The 14,261-nt window shown below is 58.5% G+C and carries 13 protein-coding genes, 1 tRNA gene and 1 pseudogene; 9 read left to right on the top strand and 6 right to left on the bottom strand.

The window, feature by feature from the left end:
• Positions 1–41: 41 nt before the first annotated feature.
• The 3 genes and pseudogenes from puuE to IM294_RS12820 form a co-directional block, all read right to left on the bottom strand.
• Positions 42–920 (bottom strand): allantoinase PuuE, encoded by an 879-nt coding sequence (gene puuE / locus IM294_RS12830; protein ID WP_370552608.1) that lies wholly within the window; start codon positions 918–920, stop codon positions 42–44.
• Positions 895–1,732: pseudogene (gene hpxA / locus IM294_RS12825) on the bottom strand (allantoin racemase). The gene puuE and the pseudogene hpxA overlap by 26 nt, the downstream one beginning before the upstream one ends.
• Complete coding sequence (locus IM294_RS12820) at positions 1,732–2,448, bottom strand: GntR family transcriptional regulator (protein WP_045630054.1); 717 nt, start codon at positions 2,446–2,448, stop codon at positions 1,732–1,734. The pseudogene hpxA and the gene IM294_RS12820 overlap by 1 nt, the downstream one beginning before the upstream one ends.
• Before the next feature lie 144 nt (positions 2,449–2,592).
• On the opposite strand from IM294_RS12820, the gene IM294_RS12815 reads away from it, so the two are divergent.
• Positions 2,593–4,089: an NCS1 family nucleobase:cation symporter-1 gene (locus IM294_RS12815; RefSeq protein WP_047364244.1), complete on the top strand. Its 1,497-nt coding sequence runs from the start codon at positions 2,593–2,595 to the stop codon at positions 4,087–4,089.
• Positions 4,090–4,190: 101 nt separating this feature from the next.
• Positions 4,191–5,507, top strand: a complete 1,317-nt coding sequence (gene guaD / locus IM294_RS12810) for a guanine deaminase (RefSeq protein ID WP_126817627.1) — start codon at positions 4,191–4,193, stop codon at positions 5,505–5,507.
• Here the strand turns inward: guaD and uraH are convergent.
• Both uraH and uraD read right to left on the bottom strand, forming a co-directional pair.
• Positions 5,487–5,810 carry a hydroxyisourate hydrolase gene (gene uraH / locus IM294_RS12805; RefSeq protein ID WP_047368245.1) on the bottom strand — a complete coding sequence of 108 codons (324 nt, stop codon included), beginning with the start codon at positions 5,808–5,810 and terminating at the stop codon, positions 5,487–5,489. The genes guaD and uraH overlap by 21 nt on opposite strands.
• Positions 5,807–6,307 carry a 2-oxo-4-hydroxy-4-carboxy-5-ureidoimidazoline decarboxylase gene (gene uraD / locus IM294_RS12800; protein ID WP_126817629.1) on the bottom strand — a complete coding sequence of 167 codons (501 nt, stop codon included), beginning with the start codon at positions 6,305–6,307 and terminating at the stop codon, positions 5,807–5,809. The genes uraH and uraD overlap by 4 nt, the downstream gene beginning before the upstream one ends.
• 239 nt (positions 6,308–6,546) lie before the next feature.
• On the opposite strand from uraD, the gene hpxO reads away from it, so the two are divergent.
• The 3 genes from hpxO to IM294_RS12785 are packed head-to-tail and all read left to right on the top strand — an operon-like array spanning position 6,547 to position 9,698.
• Complete coding sequence (hpxO, locus tag IM294_RS12795; RefSeq protein ID WP_126817632.1) at positions 6,547–7,701, top strand: FAD-dependent urate hydroxylase HpxO; 1,155 nt, start codon at positions 6,547–6,549, stop codon at positions 7,699–7,701.
• A gap of 15 nt (positions 7,702–7,716) precedes the next feature.
• Complete coding sequence (hpxD, locus tag IM294_RS12790; protein WP_126817635.1) at positions 7,717–8,751, top strand: molybdenum cofactor-independent xanthine hydroxylase subunit HpxD; 1,035 nt, start codon at positions 7,717–7,719, stop codon at positions 8,749–8,751.
• Between the two features lie 11 nt (positions 8,752–8,762).
• Entirely contained in the window at positions 8,763–9,698 is a 936-nt protein-coding gene (locus tag IM294_RS12785; protein WP_126817638.1) for a PDR/VanB family oxidoreductase, read from the top strand.
• A gap of 44 nt (positions 9,699–9,742) precedes the next feature.
• On the opposite strand, the gene IM294_RS12780 is transcribed toward IM294_RS12785, so the two are convergent.
• Positions 9,743–9,830: transfer RNA gene (locus IM294_RS12780), tRNA-Ser, on the bottom strand.
• Positions 9,831–10,109: 279 nt separating this feature from the next.
• Between IM294_RS12780 and IM294_RS12775 the strand changes: the two genes are divergently transcribed.
• The 4 genes from IM294_RS12775 to IM294_RS12760 all read left to right on the top strand — a co-directional run bounded on the left by IM294_RS12775 (position 10,110) and on the right by IM294_RS12760 (position 14,159).
• Entirely contained in the window at positions 10,110–11,246 is a 1,137-nt protein-coding gene (locus IM294_RS12775; RefSeq protein WP_063437629.1) for a D-alanyl-lipoteichoic acid biosynthesis protein DltD, read from the top strand.
• Positions 11,247–11,374: 128 nt separating this feature from the next.
• Complete coding sequence (locus IM294_RS12770; protein ID WP_193360357.1) at positions 11,375–12,493, top strand: MBOAT family O-acyltransferase; 1,119 nt, start codon at positions 11,375–11,377, stop codon at positions 12,491–12,493.
• On the top strand, positions 12,490–13,923 hold the full coding sequence (locus IM294_RS12765) for an AMP-binding protein (protein WP_126817640.1): 1,434 nt from the start codon (positions 12,490–12,492) through the stop codon (positions 13,921–13,923). The genes IM294_RS12770 and IM294_RS12765 overlap by 4 nt, the downstream gene beginning before the upstream one ends.
• 17 nt (positions 13,924–13,940) lie before the next feature.
• Positions 13,941–14,159, top strand: coding sequence for an acyl carrier protein (locus IM294_RS12760; protein WP_028012621.1), 219 nt, complete (start codon positions 13,941–13,943; stop codon positions 14,157–14,159).
• The last annotated feature ends 102 nt before the right edge of the window (positions 14,160–14,261 follow it).

Below are 14,261 nucleotides of genomic sequence, written 5' to 3'. Positions count from 1 at the left end.
CCGGGTAAGGCGCAACCGCCACCCGGCAAAACATCGCACAATTACTTCTGAAACGGATGCACTTCCCGCCAGTGGTCAGCAATCTGCTGGCGGGTACAGACCCACACCCGATCGTGCTGCTGAACGTAATCCAGGAACCGCTGCAGCGCGCGGAAGCGCCCCGGCCGCCCCAGCAGGCGGCAGTGCATGCCGATAGACATCATCTTCGGCGCGCTTTCCCCCTCTTCATACAGCACGTCAAAACTGTCCTTCAGATACGTATAAAACTGCTCGGCGGTGTTAAACCCCTGCGCGGTCGCAAAGCGCATGTCGTTCGCATCCAGCGTATACGGCACAATCAGGTGCGGTTTTTGGGTGCCGTCGCCGCAGGCCACTTCCGTCCAGAAGGGCAGGTCGTCGCCGTAGTAGTCGCTGTCGTAGTCGAAGCCGCCGTGCTCCACCACCAGCTGGCGGGTGTTGGGGCTGTCGCGCCCGGTGTACCAGCCGGTTGGCGGCTTGCCGAACAGGTCGGTAAGAACCTGCACCGCCTTATGCAGGTGGTCGCGCTCCTGGCTGATGTCCATGTTCTGATAGTGGATCCAGCGCCAGCCGTGGCTGACCACGTCGTAATCCGCGGCTTTGATCGCCTCAACAATCTCCGGGTGACGCGCCAGCGCCATCGCCACGCCAAAGACCGTCAGCGGCAGGCCGCGTTTTTGAAATTCATTGTGGATCCGCCAGAACCCGGCGCGGCTGCCGTATTCGTAGAGGGAGTCCATCGACATGTGTTTGTCCGGGTAGCTGGCCGCGCCGATGATGTCCGACAGGAACTGCTCGGACCCGGCATCGCCGTGCAGAACGTGGTTTTCCGCCCCTTCTTCATAATTGAGCACAAACTGCACCGCGATGCGCGCCTCATTCGGCCACCGCGCGTGCGGCAGGTTGCCCGCGTAGCCGCGCAGATCCCGCGGATAATCCTGTTCGAAAAGCCCCATACCACCCCCAAAAGTTAAAATGGATTCAATGCCTGAAAATGCCCGCTTAACGGTTTGTTCTCCGGGAAGGCCAGATCCCCATGCTTGCTGGTCGAGAGCCCCAGCGCCACCAGCGATTCCACCAACTTCACCGCCGCGCTGACGCCGTCTATCACCGGCACGCGCAGCTCGCGGGTCAGCTCCTGCGCAAGGGTCGCCATGCCGCCGCAGCCCAGCACGATGGCGCCGCAGCCATCCTCTTTCAGCGCCTGTATACAGCGCGCGCGCACCTTCTCCTGCGCCAGACCGCTGCCGTCCTCCAGCGCCAGCACCGGAAGGTCGATGGCGTGCAGCGCTGCGCAGTGGTCCTGAAAGCCATACTGGTGCAACAGATGGCGGGCAATAATCAGCGTGCGCGGCAGCGTGGTAACCACCGAAAAGCGCGTCGCCACCAGCGTCGCCATATGCATAGCGGCTTCGGCAATGCCGATAACCGGCCCCTGCGCCAGCTCGCGCGCCGCCAGCAGTCCCGGATCGCCAAAGCAGGCAATCACGTGACCGTCCACGCCCTGCTCCCTGCCTTTTTTGATCTGTTCCAGGACACCAACGGCGGCGATGGCCTCATCAAAGTGGCCCTCGATAGACGGCACGCCCGCGCCCGGACAGACCGCGAGGATCTCCGTTCCCGGCGCCGCCACCGCTCGGGCCGCCGCGCCGATGGTTTCCGTCATCGCGAGGCTGGTGTTGGGGTTGATCACTTGTATACAGACAGATGACATTACGACTCCTTGTGGCCGGCAAATAGCCGGGCAAAATCAGGCAGGCACTCGCCCGCCCGCTCAAAGCAAAGGCTGGCAACGATGTGTTCAAAATGGTGCATGAGGGCATCGCTTAGCGGCTGCAGCGCCTTCTGACGCAACAGATCCACCAGCTGTTCGTGGTCGTTGCAGCGACAGCCCTGGCGCCACGGCGCGCCCCAGGTAGCAATCACCAGCGAGGAGCGCTGGCTCAGGCTTGTCACCATCTCCGTCAGCACCTGGTTACCGGAGATGGCCTGCAGTTGTATGTGGAAACTGGCGGAATGTCGGATTGCCGCCGGGCCGTCGTACGCCTCGTGCGCCTGCTGTTCCTGACGAATAATGGCCTCCAGCGCGGCAAGGTGCGGCGGCTGACAGTGCGCCAGCACGTCCGGCAGGTTAGCGACCTCCAGCAGCGCGCGGGTGCGGAAGATGTGCCGCGCCTCTTCCACCGTCGGGCTGGCGACGTGTGCACCACGTTTGGGCGTCAGGGTGACCATTTGCACAGCGGCGAGTCGTTGAAGCACCTTGCGGATGCCCGTGCGGCTCACGCCAAACACCTCGGCCAGCGCCTCTTCCGGCAATTTGCTCCCCGGCAGCAGCTGATGTTCCACAATCGCAGTCATCAGCGCCTGGAAGATGGTTTCGTCTTTGTCATGCAGGTCTGGCGCGGTCTGCAGGGCGTTTATATTGTTCATTCACCACTCCGAATTTTACTTTCCGTTATCGAATCGTATACATAAAAATAAAATATTGCATACAAGATTTATTATTTTGGCCTGAATCCTGCAACACCGTTTGCACTCCCACTCAACGGGTTTTCATTCACAGGAGCAGGTTTCATGCCAAACAGTCAAAACGCACAGCAGAGTACGGCCGCTGATTCCGGTGCGGTTTACAGCCCACGTCTTTGCAATGAGGATCTGGCACCGACGCGTGACCAGAACTGGAGCTGGTACAACATCTTTTCTTTCTGGATGTCCGACGTTCACAGCATGGGGGGTTACGTTGTTGCCGCGAGCTTCTTTACGCTCGGGCTGGCAAGCTGGCAGGTACTGCTCTGCCTGCTGGTGGGGATCTGCATTGTGCAGCTGTGCGCCAACCTTGTAGCCAAACCGAGCCAGATGGCGGGCGTGCCCTATGCGGTGATCAGCCGTCAGGCGTTTGGCGTCTTCGGGGCCAATATTCCGGCGGTGATCCGCGGGCTTATCGCCTTTGCGTGGTACGGCATCCAGACCTGGCTTGCCGCCAACGCGCTGATGCTGGTGGTGCTGAAGTTCTGGCCTTCTCTGGCGAGCCTTACCACCGGTGCCTTCCTGGGCCTGTCGCCGCTGGGCTGGATCTGCTTTGCCATCATGTGGGTTCTCCAGGCGATGGTCTTCTGGCACGGCATGAGCGCCATTAAGCGCTTTATTGATATCGCCGGTCCGGCGGTCTATGTGGTGATGCTGGCCCTCGCGGGCTGGATTGTATACAAGACCGGTTTTGACGGGATCTCTTTCACCCTCGCCAGCAAATCCCTGAGCGCGGGCGAGCAGACCTGGCAGATGATCACCGCGACCGCGCTGGTGGTCTCCTACTTCTCCGGCCCGCTGCTTAACTTTGGCGACTTCTCCCGCTACGGCAAAAGCATGGGTGAGATCCGCCGCGGCAACCGCTGGGGGCTACCGTTTAACTTCCTGCTGTTCTCCATCGTCACTGTGGTGATTGTCTCCGGCACCCAGTCGCTGTTTGGCCGCATGATCACCGACCCGATCGAAACCGTCAGTCGCGTAGGTAACGATCTGGCCGTGGCAATTGGCCTGCTGACGATGATCACCGCCACCATCGGGATCAACATCGTCGCGAACTTTGTCTCACCGGCGTTTGATTTCTCTAACTGCTCGCCGCAGAAGATCAGCTTCCGCACCGGGGGGATGATTGCCGCCGTCGGCTCGATCCTGCTCACCCCGTGGAACCTGTTCAACTCGCCGGAGCTCATCCATTACACCCTGGACGTGCTCGGGGCGTTTATCGGCCCGCTGTTCGGCATTCTGATTGCCGATTTCTACCTGATTAAGCGCGGCAAGGTGTCGGTAGACGATCTGTTCGACGACACGCCAAAGGGCAAATACTGGTACCGCAACGGCTTTAACCCGAAGGCCATTGGCGCGCTGATCCCATCCGTTGCTGTAGGTCTGGTGATTGGCTTTATCCCGGCCCTGCATGAAGTGGCAAACTTCAGCTGGTTTATCGGCGTCTTCCTCGGCGGCGTGACCTACCGCTGGCTGGCGCGGGAAGAGCGCGAGACGGCAGGCGCGGCCTCGTTCAGCTCCCGCGTGGCGACGCAAAAAGAGTAACCCCTCCCTCCGGCCGCAGTTTATCTGCGGCCCGTTCATTCTGGCATCGTTCTTGCTGAGCTTTTTCACCCCGCTACGCAAACACTAAGGCAGGACCCACGATGGAATACCAGACTGCGATACGCGGTGCATTTTTCGATATCGCCCAGGTCTGCGACAGCGCAGACGCGATTGCCCAACACGCCCGCTACCTTGAGGACGGGCTGCTGTTTATCCAGAACGGAAAAATTCTGGCGCACATGGCGTGGCAGGAGGGCGAGCAGTATCTCGCCCCCCACAAAGGCTACACGGACCTGCGCGGCAGGCTGCTGCTGCCCGGTTTTGTCGACACCCACGTTCATTATCCACAAACGGAGATGATCGGCGCCTTTGGCGAACAGCTGCTGGAGTGGCTAACCACCTACACCTTCCCGGTGGAGAGCCAGTTTGCCGATGAAGCCTACGCGAAAGAGATCGCCGAATTTTTCATTAACCAACTGGTGAGCAACGGCACCACCACCGCGCTGGTGTTTTGCACGCTGCATCCGCAATCGGTCGAAGCGCTGTTTACCGAAGCCCTGCGCCTGAACATGCGCCTTATCGCCGGAAAGGTGATGATGGACCGGCACGCGCCGGACTACCTGAGCGAAGATGCAAAGCAGAGCTACCGGCAGACGCGGGAGCTGATCCAGCGCTGGCACCACCGGGGGCGGCTGGGGTATGCCATTACGCCGCGCTTTGCCCCAACGTCCTCACCCGAGCTGCTCGCCGCGGTCAGCCTGCTCAGAGAGGAGTTCCCGGATACCTGGCTGCAGACCCATCTCAGCGAAAACCCCAACGAAGTGGCCTGGGTGAACGATCTCTGGCCGGAGCACGAGCGCTATCTGGACGTATATCACCACTACGGCCTGACCGGCGAGCGCAGCGTGTTTGCCCACGCGATTCATCTGCACCACAGCGAGTGGCAGTGCCTGCACGACACCGGTTCGGCGGTGGCGTTTTGCCCCACCTCGAACCTGTTTCTCGGCAGCGGGCTGTTTCGCCTGCCCGCCTGCTGGCAGCACAAGGTGCGGATGGGCATCGGCACCGACGTCGGCGCGGGCACCACCTTCAGTATGCTGCGCACCCTGGGAGAAGCCTACAAGGTCGGCCAGCTTCAGAGCTACCGCCTGCGCGCCAGCGAGGCGTTTTATCACGCCACGCTGGGCGGCGCGCACGCCCTCAGGCTGGACGATAAGATTGGCAACTTCGCCCCCGGCAAAGAGGCGGATTTCGTGGTTATCGATCCTGACGAGACGCCGCTGCAGCGCCTGCGCAATCGCCGCTGTCAGGATATCTACGAGCAGCTATTTGTGCTGATGACCCTGGGCGACGAGCGCAACATCAGTGAGACCTGGGTCAACGGCGAGCGGGTGTGGTCAACTGCCCCGGTAGGTTGACCACCCGCCTGGCGCAATCACAAACGGCAGATGGAAGTGCTCGTCTGCCGCTTCTCCCGTCACAAAATCAATTTGCGCGCAGGGGTAGATCGTCTCCCGGCCGGTTGCGCGAAACCACCCGCCTATCTCCGCCACCAGCCGATAGCGGCCTGCGGGCAGGAAAGGGACAAATTCGGTGATGCGACCATTAACGTTGGTCACGCCCGTCGCCATGATTTCGCCCTCCCGTTCGAGATGGACCGTCACGCCCGCGGCGGGTTTGCCCGTTGAAATATCGAGAATATGGGTGCTGAGCGTGCTCATTCGCTAATCACTCCTTCCAGCCGCAGCAGCGTAATTTCCCGCAGCTGTTCCAGCGCCGCCTGAACTTCCTGCGCGTCGCTGTTCTTCAGCCGCGCATTCAGTATCTGTAAAATGTCCTCGCCGCTCCGGCCCTTCGCGCGGATCAGAAACACCCGGCCGAAGCGGGCCTCGTAGCGGGCGTTACCCTCGCGCAGCGCCTGCGCAAGCGCCGCGTCACGGTCATTCACCGCGCCCTGCTCCTGACGCGACAGCGCCGCCTCCACCTGTGCACCCGCGGGCTTTTCCCCGATGCGCGGGTGCGCGCTCAGGGCTTGCGCTAACGCCGCTTCGTCCCAGCGCTGCATCAGCGCCTGCGCCGCGATCGTCAATTCACTCCGGCTCGGGTAAGGCCGTCCACAAACCAGCGCCTCAGCCCAGCCGGGTAGCGCCACGCAGGGGGTGAGCAGCGCGAGAGCCTCTTTCTCAGGAAGATGATTGAAGTCGTGCAGTGCGATCATAGTGTCTCCTTTATTGTCCTCCTCCGGGTTGTTGCACAAACCACGCCACTCTTGTCGCCGATGTGAAACAGTCGATTCTGTATGGCTGGACAGGAAATTATTGATTCATAAAAAGGCATATTCACCGTGTTTGCGCACCTTAGCAGTGCAAACTCACCACCCACAACGCCGTTTTCGCCACTCTGCAGCCTGGTACGCAAATTGCTGAATGTTTTTACACCCTGCAAAAGGAGAGAAGCATGAAAGCAATCGTCATTGGCGCGGGTATTGGCGGCCTGAGCGCTGCCGTCGCGCTAAAGAAAGCGGGCATCGACTGTACCGTGTTCGAAGCCGTAAAAGAGATCCGGCCCGTCGGGGCGGCCATCTCCATCTGGCCTAACGGCGTGAAGTGTATGCAGCACCTCGGCATGGGCGACATTATCGAAACCTACGGCGGTCCGATGCGTTTTATGGCCTACAAGGATTACCGGCGCGGCGACACCCTGACCCGCTTCAGCCTCGCCCCGCTGGTTGAGCGTACCGGCGGGCGCCCCTGCCCCGTCTCGCGCGCTGAACTCCAGCGCGAAATGCTGGACTTCTGGGGGCGCGACAAGGTGCAGTTCGGCAAGCGCGTGGAACACGTCCACGAAGACGACGCGGGCGTAAGCGTGACCTTTACCGATGGCACCACGGCAACAGGCGATTTTCTGATTGCCGCCGACGGCAGCCACTCGGCGGTTCGTCCGTACGTGCTGGGCTATACCCCGGAGCGCCGCTACGCCGGATACGTGAACTGGAACGGGCTGGTGAAGATTGATGAAGAGATTGCCCCGGCGCACCAGTGGACCACCTTCGTTGGCGAGGGTAAACGCGTGTCGCTGATGCCCGTCTCCGGCGGTCGTTTCTACTTCTTTTTTGACGTGCCGCTGCCCGCGGGCCTGGCGGAGGATCGCACCACCCTGCGCGCCGATCTCACGGGCTACTTCCGCGGCTGGGCGGCGCCGGTACAGAAGCTTATCGCCGCGCTGGATCCCGATACCACCAACCGCATTGAAATCCATGACATCGAGCCGTTCGACAGCCTGGTACGCGGCAACGTCGCGCTGCTCGGCGATGCCGGGCACAGCACCACGCCGGATATCGGCCAGGGCGGCTGCGCGGCCATGGAGGACGCCGTGGTGCTGGGCGAATGCCTGCGTGAAAACCACAACATTACGCTGGCGCTGCGGCAGTACGAAGCCCTGCGCTGCGACCGGGTGCGTGACCTGGTGCTGAAAGCGCGTAAACGCTGCGACGTCACCCACGGGAAAGATATGGCGTTGACGCAGGCCTGGTATCAGGAACTCAAAGAGGAGACCGGGGAACGCATTATCAACGGTCTGTGCGAGACCATTCAGGGCGGCCCGTTAGGCTGAACAAGAGGGACAACGATGAAAAGAGAACCGACACCACCCGCCCACTGCACGTTTGAGCCAGAGGACTGGCTGCGCCTGGCGAAATGCTGGCATCCGGTTGCGCGCGCCTGCGACGTCGGCCCGGCCCCCGTCAAGGCCACCCTGCTGGATGAACAGCTGGTGATTTACCGAATTAACGACCAGGTCGTGGTTGCCCGGGACGTGTGTCCGCACCGCGGCGTGCCGCTGACGCTCGGCTTTCACGACGAGCACGGGATTATCTGCCCCTACCACGGCTTACGCTTTGGTGAAGACGGCCGCTGCAACCGCATTCCGTCCAGCCCCGACCAGCCCGTTCCGGCGAAGCTGAACCTGATTAACTACGCGGTGGAAGAGCGCTTCGGCCTGATCTGGACCTGCCTGGCGTTTGACCCGGACAATCCCGTGCCGCTGCCCACCATGCCGCACTGGAGCGACGACGGATTTCAGCAGATCAACTGCCCGGCGTTTGAGGTGAACGGCTTCGCCGGGCGCCAGGTGGAAGGGTTTCTGGATGTTGCCCACTTTGCGTGGATCCATACCGATACCTTTGCCGATCCCAATAATCAGCTTGTCCCTAGCTATCAGCCGCAGGAGACACCCTTCGGTTTCGTGGCCGATTACTGGAGTTCCGTGAGCAACTATCCCGCCAGTTCACCCGTGCAGGCGCCAGAAGGGTTCCAGTGGCTGCGCCATTTTGAAATGCATCTGCCGTTTACCGCCACCCTGACGATTCATTTTCCGGGTGAATCGCGGCTGGTGATTATGAACGCCGCCTCGCCCGTCTCGTCACGGGTGACCCGCATGTTCGCGCCCATCGCGCGCAACTTTGATCTGCATATTCCGGTGGAGGACGTGCATGCCTTTAACCTGCGCATTTTTGAAGAGGATCGCCTGATGGTCGAAACCCAGCGCCCGGAAAGTCTGCCGCTGGATCTCACTCTGGAAGCCCATATTCCGGCAGATAAGAGTTCGATTGCCTACCGCCGTGGACTGAAAAAAATGGGCTTTGGCGAATTTTTCCTGGTATGACGGAGGCCAATATGCTGAACGTGATCGTTGACGGGCTGTGGCGCGAGGGGGATAAAAGCCTCGCCGTCAGGCTGGTGGCCGAAAACGGCGACGCGCTACCGGCGTGGCAACCCGGCGCGCACATTGATGTCCACCTGCCCTGCGGCGTGGTCCGCCAGTACTCTCTGACCGGGGCATGTGGCGACGAGAGCTATCTTATCTGCGTGGGGCGAGAAGCCGCCTCGCGCGGCGGGTCGCGCTACGTTCACGAAACGCTGCGTCCGGGCCAGAGGCTTTCAATCTCGGCCCCGCGCAATCTGTTTCCGCTGCATCAGGCTGAGCGGGTATTGCTGCTGGCAGCAGGGATTGGCATTACGCCGCTGTATGCGATGGCATTGCAGCTGAAAGCGACCGGAACGCCGTTTACGCTGCACTATTACGTCAGAAACCGGGAAAGCGCGGCGTTTGCGCGCGAGCTCTCGCAGTGCGGTAACTGCAATATCCATACCACCACCCCACGAACCACGCTGGCGGAGCATTTCCCCGCACCTGAAGCGGGGCTGCACGCGTGGGTGTGCGGACCTGCGGGGTTTATGGAGAAAGCGCGCGATGTGGCGGCGGCGAAGGGATGGAATGACGCCCATATCCACAGCGAGGCGTTTCAGCCCGCTCCCCCTGTCACAAGCGGCGTCGCAGGCGAGATCTTTACGGTCAAGCTTGCCTCTACCGGCGAGCGCTGGCCGGTGCCTGCGGATAAGACCATCGCTCAGGTATTACAGGAAAACGGCGTGGACGTGCCGCTGTCCTGCGAAATGGGGATCTGCGGCGCCTGCCTGACGCCGGTGATTGACGGCGTGGTGGACCACAGGGATAGCGTGCAGTCGGAGGCAGAAAAAAGCGCGGCTGACCAGCAGGTGGCGCTCTGCTGTTCGCGGAGTCACTCCGGGGAGCTGGTAATTGCGCTGTAAAACGAAAAAACCCTGCGATATTGCTATCGCAGGGTTTTCGAATTTGGCGGAAGCGTAGAGATTCGAACTCTAGAACCCTTTCGGGTCGCCGGTTTTCAAGACCGGTGCCTTCAACCGCTCGGCCACGCTTCCAAAGTGAGGCGCACTATAAACATCTATTAGCGCCTTGTAAAGCAGGAATTTTTCTATTTTTGCCTGCAGGCGTTTGACTGCGCAAAAAGTCACCCGGACGCTTTCCTGCCCTCCCCCCTTCCCCCCTTGTACATACCGTTACACAGCAACGCTCATCCTTTTAAATCACCGTGGTATAGAATGCCAAAAAAAATAGACGGCCATGTGTTTTGTAATGGTAATAAATCCGGGTAATGCGGGTTTTAACGCATTACTGTCATAGCGCCTTACTGGTTGATGATGAAAATCAAAAATACGTTTTGCTTACATATCCTGATGGCCGTTTTGGCCATTTTAGTCCTGAGTTTTCACCCGCTGGTGACAAGCTTTGATCCGCCGCTTAAATTCCAGCCGCTGATCAAGTCCATGGCAGGGACGACAAAAGAACAGGCGGAAAAAATAGCCACAATTTCCCATGCTTTAGAAGGGAATGCTATTTTCTTCCTTGGTGCGTCTGAGGTCGCCACCTCAGAAGAGGAACATTACGCCGTATTTAATTATTTTAATAAGCAATTGCACCAGCCCGTCGTGGCCTATGGCGATGCGTTTGTCGATGACGAAACGCAATTTTTACTTCTCTCGCGTTTTAAAGATAGCCTTAACGCAAACAGCAAAGTGGTGCTGCTTCTGGCGCCTGACGGCTTTTATTCAAAAGGCCTGCCGCCCGCTATCTATGCGGATAATTTTCCGGGCTCGATTTTTAATCCCCTGATGAAGGATCCGCAGGCGCGCCCGTTCCTGGTTAATTACCTGAAGCATATTGATGCGAAAGAGATAAGCCATTTAACCTTCGGGCAAATGCGTGTGTATGGCTGGCATCCGGCGCTGATGTGGAACGAGCTGAGTTTTCAGTTTGCAAACTTCTGCACCCTGATTAAAAACGACTGGCTGTCGCTGCTCAACATCAGGCCACAGACGGCGCAGCCCTGGCCTCAGCAGCCAACCGCCCGTCTTTCCCCTGACTGGGATAAAGCGCTGGCGAATGCCCGCGAGTTGAATAAAAAGCGCCATCAGAGCGCGGCCACGCTGTGGATGGACAAAACGATTTACGACGAGGACGGTAAGCCGCAGCAGTGGGATGACACGCCGGTGGTGCCGGGGCAGTTCGCCGCGTTCAGGAAAACCGTTCAGCTTTTGAAAGCGCATCACGTGCAGGTGATTGCTATCGTCGACCCGGTTAACCCCTGGGCGCTTTACAATACCGACACCTTCCGCCCGTTCGATAAGCAGATTCAAACCATTCTGAAAGAGAACCAGATCCCGTATTTGGATATGTACGCCATGCCGTATCAGAACGGCTGGAACTGGGATCGTCTGCACCCTACCGAACTGGCCTGGGTGCCAATGCTTCGCTTTATTGCACAGAGTTTTAAATAATGAAAATCGCGATCCGTCTTTTTTGCCTTTATTTACTGCTGGCGATCACCGTCGTTGCATGGACCGCTGTCGATGACAGCATGAGTATGCAGCTGCATTTTGAATATCAAAAATTCTGAGGCGAAATGATGTACAGCTCAGGAATGTTTTTTGTCTGTTTATTTTCATCCGCGCTGGTGTTTGCGATGGTTAATCGTGTTTTACGCCACCGTCTGACCTGGCTAGTTTCCTTATCCGTGGTGACAGCATTAGGCTGGGGTTATATTTTTCAGGGCAATTACAGTGTTCCCGTGGCCGTCTTTTGCTGGTTTTATCTTGTCGCCACGTTAAAAGAAAAAGGCAGATTAAAAACCTGGCAGGCGGTCGTTTTAACGCTGCTGCCTCTGGTTCTGGTGAAATTACATTTTAATTATCACCTCGGCACAATCGGTCTCTCTTTTATGACCTTCCGCGCTGTGGATGTACTGCTGTATCGCAGTAAAAAAGAGGGCCAGAATTTCCTTCACTATTTCTGCTATCTCTTTATGCCCTTTATTATTCTGGCCGGCCCGATGTATCGCTGGCGGACATGGATGAGCGATGTGAATAAGCCGGCATTTGTCCTTAACCGCGAACAGTTTTTAACGGCGCTTGAGCAAATTATTACCGGCATCATTCAGAAGTTCCTGTTTGCCATGCTGATCGATTCGCTCGTCGTGCAGCCCTGGAGCCATAAGCCGTTTACCCTGACCGTGGGCGTGGTGATGTCGATTGCCTACAGCGCCTATCTGTACTTCGATTTTGCGGGCTACAGCAATATGGCCATCGGCGCGGGCCGGCTGTTTGGGCTGAATATTCCGGCAAACTTCAACATGCCGCTTCTTGCGAAGAACCCGCAGGATTTCTGGCGCCGCTTCCACATCAGCCTGTCCGAATGGCTGCGCGACGTGGTCTTTATGCCCGTCTATATGAACCTGATGAAGTTTAACTTTTTCCGCCAGAACAAAACGCTGGCGCAAAATATCGGTATTTTTTGCACCCTGTTCTGCATGGGGGCGTGGAATGGCCTGGAACGCCATTACGTCATCAGCGGCGCGCTGTTTGGCGCGATTTCCGTCGCGCACAACATGCTGCTGTGGTCAGCCAAACGCAACCCAACGTTACACCGCGGATTGCAGTATCCGGCCGTTGCGTTTTTGGGACGAATTCTGACGCTGGGAAGCGCCGCAGGATCCCTTTACATCTTCAGTGGAATGTCATCTCTATGAAAAATCACTCCGATCTTCAGGAACTGCAGGATTTCTTGCGTGCGGCACTGCGCGATCCCGCCTCCCCGCAGCAGCTGGCCATCAGCGGCAGCGACGAAACCTTAAGCTGGCTCCAGCTTTCCTCTGCCGTGACGAACTGGGCAGAGCGTTATCGACGCTGCCAGCCCGCAGACGGTACGCCGATCGTGCTGTACGGCCATCAGCAGGCCGAGTTCGCCGTGGCCATATATAGCTGCCTGCTGCACAACATTCCGTACATCCCGGTGGACTGCATCTACCCTCAGGAGCGGCTTCGCGAGATCTGCAACCTGACCGGCGCCCCTTACTACTACGACGTGGCGACGCGGCAGTTCATCGCCACCGGCGAGGCGGGCAAGGTGCTGGAGGAGCAGGATCTGGCCTATATCATGTTTACCTCAGGCAGCACCGGAAAACCGAAAGGCGTGCAGATTGGACGTGAAAGCGTATGGCACTTCATGAAGTGGGTCAGCCAGGACTTTTCGCTGCCGGAAAAACCGGTGCTGATGAACCACGCGGTGTTCAGCTTTGACCTCTCCCTGATCCCTCTGCTGGCGAACCTGGCGATGGGAGGCCACATCGTGCTGAATGCCAAAGAGGATATCCAGAAAGAGAACTGGCTCGAGCGACTGCAAAGCAACGCGGTCTCCGCCTGGGTTTCCACCCCCTCTTTTGCCTACCAGCAACTGCTTTCTCCGCACTTTAACAGCGAGTATTTGCCTGCACTCAGCGTCTTTATCTTCATTGGTGAAGTGCTCAATAAAGCGCTGGTGAAACAACTCCGCCGCCGTTTCCCGCAGGCCAAAATCATCAACTCCTATGGCCCAACGGAAGCGACCATTGCGACAACCGTGGTTGAGATCACGGATGAGATCCTTAACAGCGACAGCGCGGTGCTGCCGGTGGGCGTGATGATGCCGGACAGCAGAATGGAAATTTCCGCCGAGGGCGAGCTGATTATCTGGGGCAAAAACGTCATGCGCGGCTATTTAGGCCTGCCGCAGGAGAACGCGGCAAAACTGCTGCGTCGGGAAAATGATGCGTTCCGCGGCTACCGGACCGGCGATCTGGGTTATGAAGACGGGCTCATCTACTGCCAGGGCCGCAACGACAGCCAGGTCAAGCTGAATGGCTACCGCATCGAGATCGGCGAGATTGAAAACCGCCTGCTGGCCATGTCCGGCATCAGCGAAGCGGTGGTGATGCCGCTGATGAAACCCTGCGGCAGCGTGCTGCGCATCGCCGCGTTCTGCGTGACGGAGCTGGCACCGGATGCAATCAAAACCTCGCTGGCAAACGTGGTGCCCCACTACATGGTGCCTTCACAAATTATCGTAAAAGACGCTTTGCCGCTGAATCCTAACGGCAAAATTGACCGCAAGCTGCTGGACGCTTACGCCCGCACACATTAATTATCCCAGGAAAAATGATGGAACACGATATTCTCGCCCTGTTTGAAAAAGTGTTATCCCGCAAGGTTGGCTTTCACGATGAGCTGATTGAATCCGACATTCTCGACTCCATTCTGGCAGTCGACATGGTGCTGGAGGTGCAGGACGTTTACGGCTGTATGATCCCGCCTACCGACGTGGCGACGGTGCTGAAAACCCCGGCCGATCTCGCCCGTTATATTGAAGAGAACCGTTAACGCCCCCTCCTCTGATGGCTCTGGGACTCACTCCAGAGCCCATCATTCGCTTTCCCCTTCTGGATACCATTCACACGAATGAAACCCACCGGTTTTACTATT

It is taken from the genome of Enterobacter cloacae complex sp. P43RS (genome assembly GCF_014930585.1).
Classification (GTDB): domain Bacteria; phylum Pseudomonadota; class Gammaproteobacteria; order Enterobacterales; family Enterobacteriaceae; genus Enterobacter; species Enterobacter bugandensis.
This window is presented reverse-complemented; position numbering and strand designations above follow the sequence as displayed.

What these genes read in the sequence shown, in the direction of transcription:
- IM294_RS12820 (WP_045630054.1), bottom strand. Translation starts at nt 2,448, where the DNA reads ATGAACAATATAAACGCCCTGCAGACCGCGCCAGACCTGCATGACAAA.
- IM294_RS12815 (WP_047364244.1), top strand. Translation starts at nt 2,593, where the DNA reads ATGCCAAACAGTCAAAACGCACAGCAGAGTACGGCCGCTGATTCCGGT.
- guaD (WP_126817627.1), top strand. Translation starts at nt 4,191, where the DNA reads ATGGAATACCAGACTGCGATACGCGGTGCATTTTTCGATATCGCCCAG.
- uraH (WP_047368245.1), bottom strand. Translation starts at nt 5,810, where the DNA reads ATGAGCACGCTCAGCACCCATATTCTCGATATTTCAACGGGCAAACCC.
- uraD (WP_126817629.1), bottom strand. Translation starts at nt 6,307, where the DNA reads ATGATCGCACTGCACGACTTCAATCATCTTCCTGAGAAAGAGGCTCTC.
- hpxO (WP_126817632.1), top strand. Translation starts at nt 6,547, where the DNA reads ATGAAAGCAATCGTCATTGGCGCGGGTATTGGCGGCCTGAGCGCTGCC.
- hpxD (WP_126817635.1), top strand. Translation starts at nt 7,717, where the DNA reads ATGAAAAGAGAACCGACACCACCCGCCCACTGCACGTTTGAGCCAGAG.
- IM294_RS12785 (WP_126817638.1), top strand. Translation starts at nt 8,763, where the DNA reads ATGCTGAACGTGATCGTTGACGGGCTGTGGCGCGAGGGGGATAAAAGC.
- IM294_RS12775 (WP_063437629.1), top strand. Translation starts at nt 10,110, where the DNA reads ATGAAAATCAAAAATACGTTTTGCTTACATATCCTGATGGCCGTTTTG.
- IM294_RS12770 (WP_193360357.1), top strand. Translation starts at nt 11,375, where the DNA reads ATGTACAGCTCAGGAATGTTTTTTGTCTGTTTATTTTCATCCGCGCTG.
- IM294_RS12765 (WP_126817640.1), top strand. Translation starts at nt 12,490, where the DNA reads ATGAAAAATCACTCCGATCTTCAGGAACTGCAGGATTTCTTGCGTGCG.
- IM294_RS12760 (WP_028012621.1), top strand. Translation starts at nt 13,941, where the DNA reads ATGGAACACGATATTCTCGCCCTGTTTGAAAAAGTGTTATCCCGCAAG.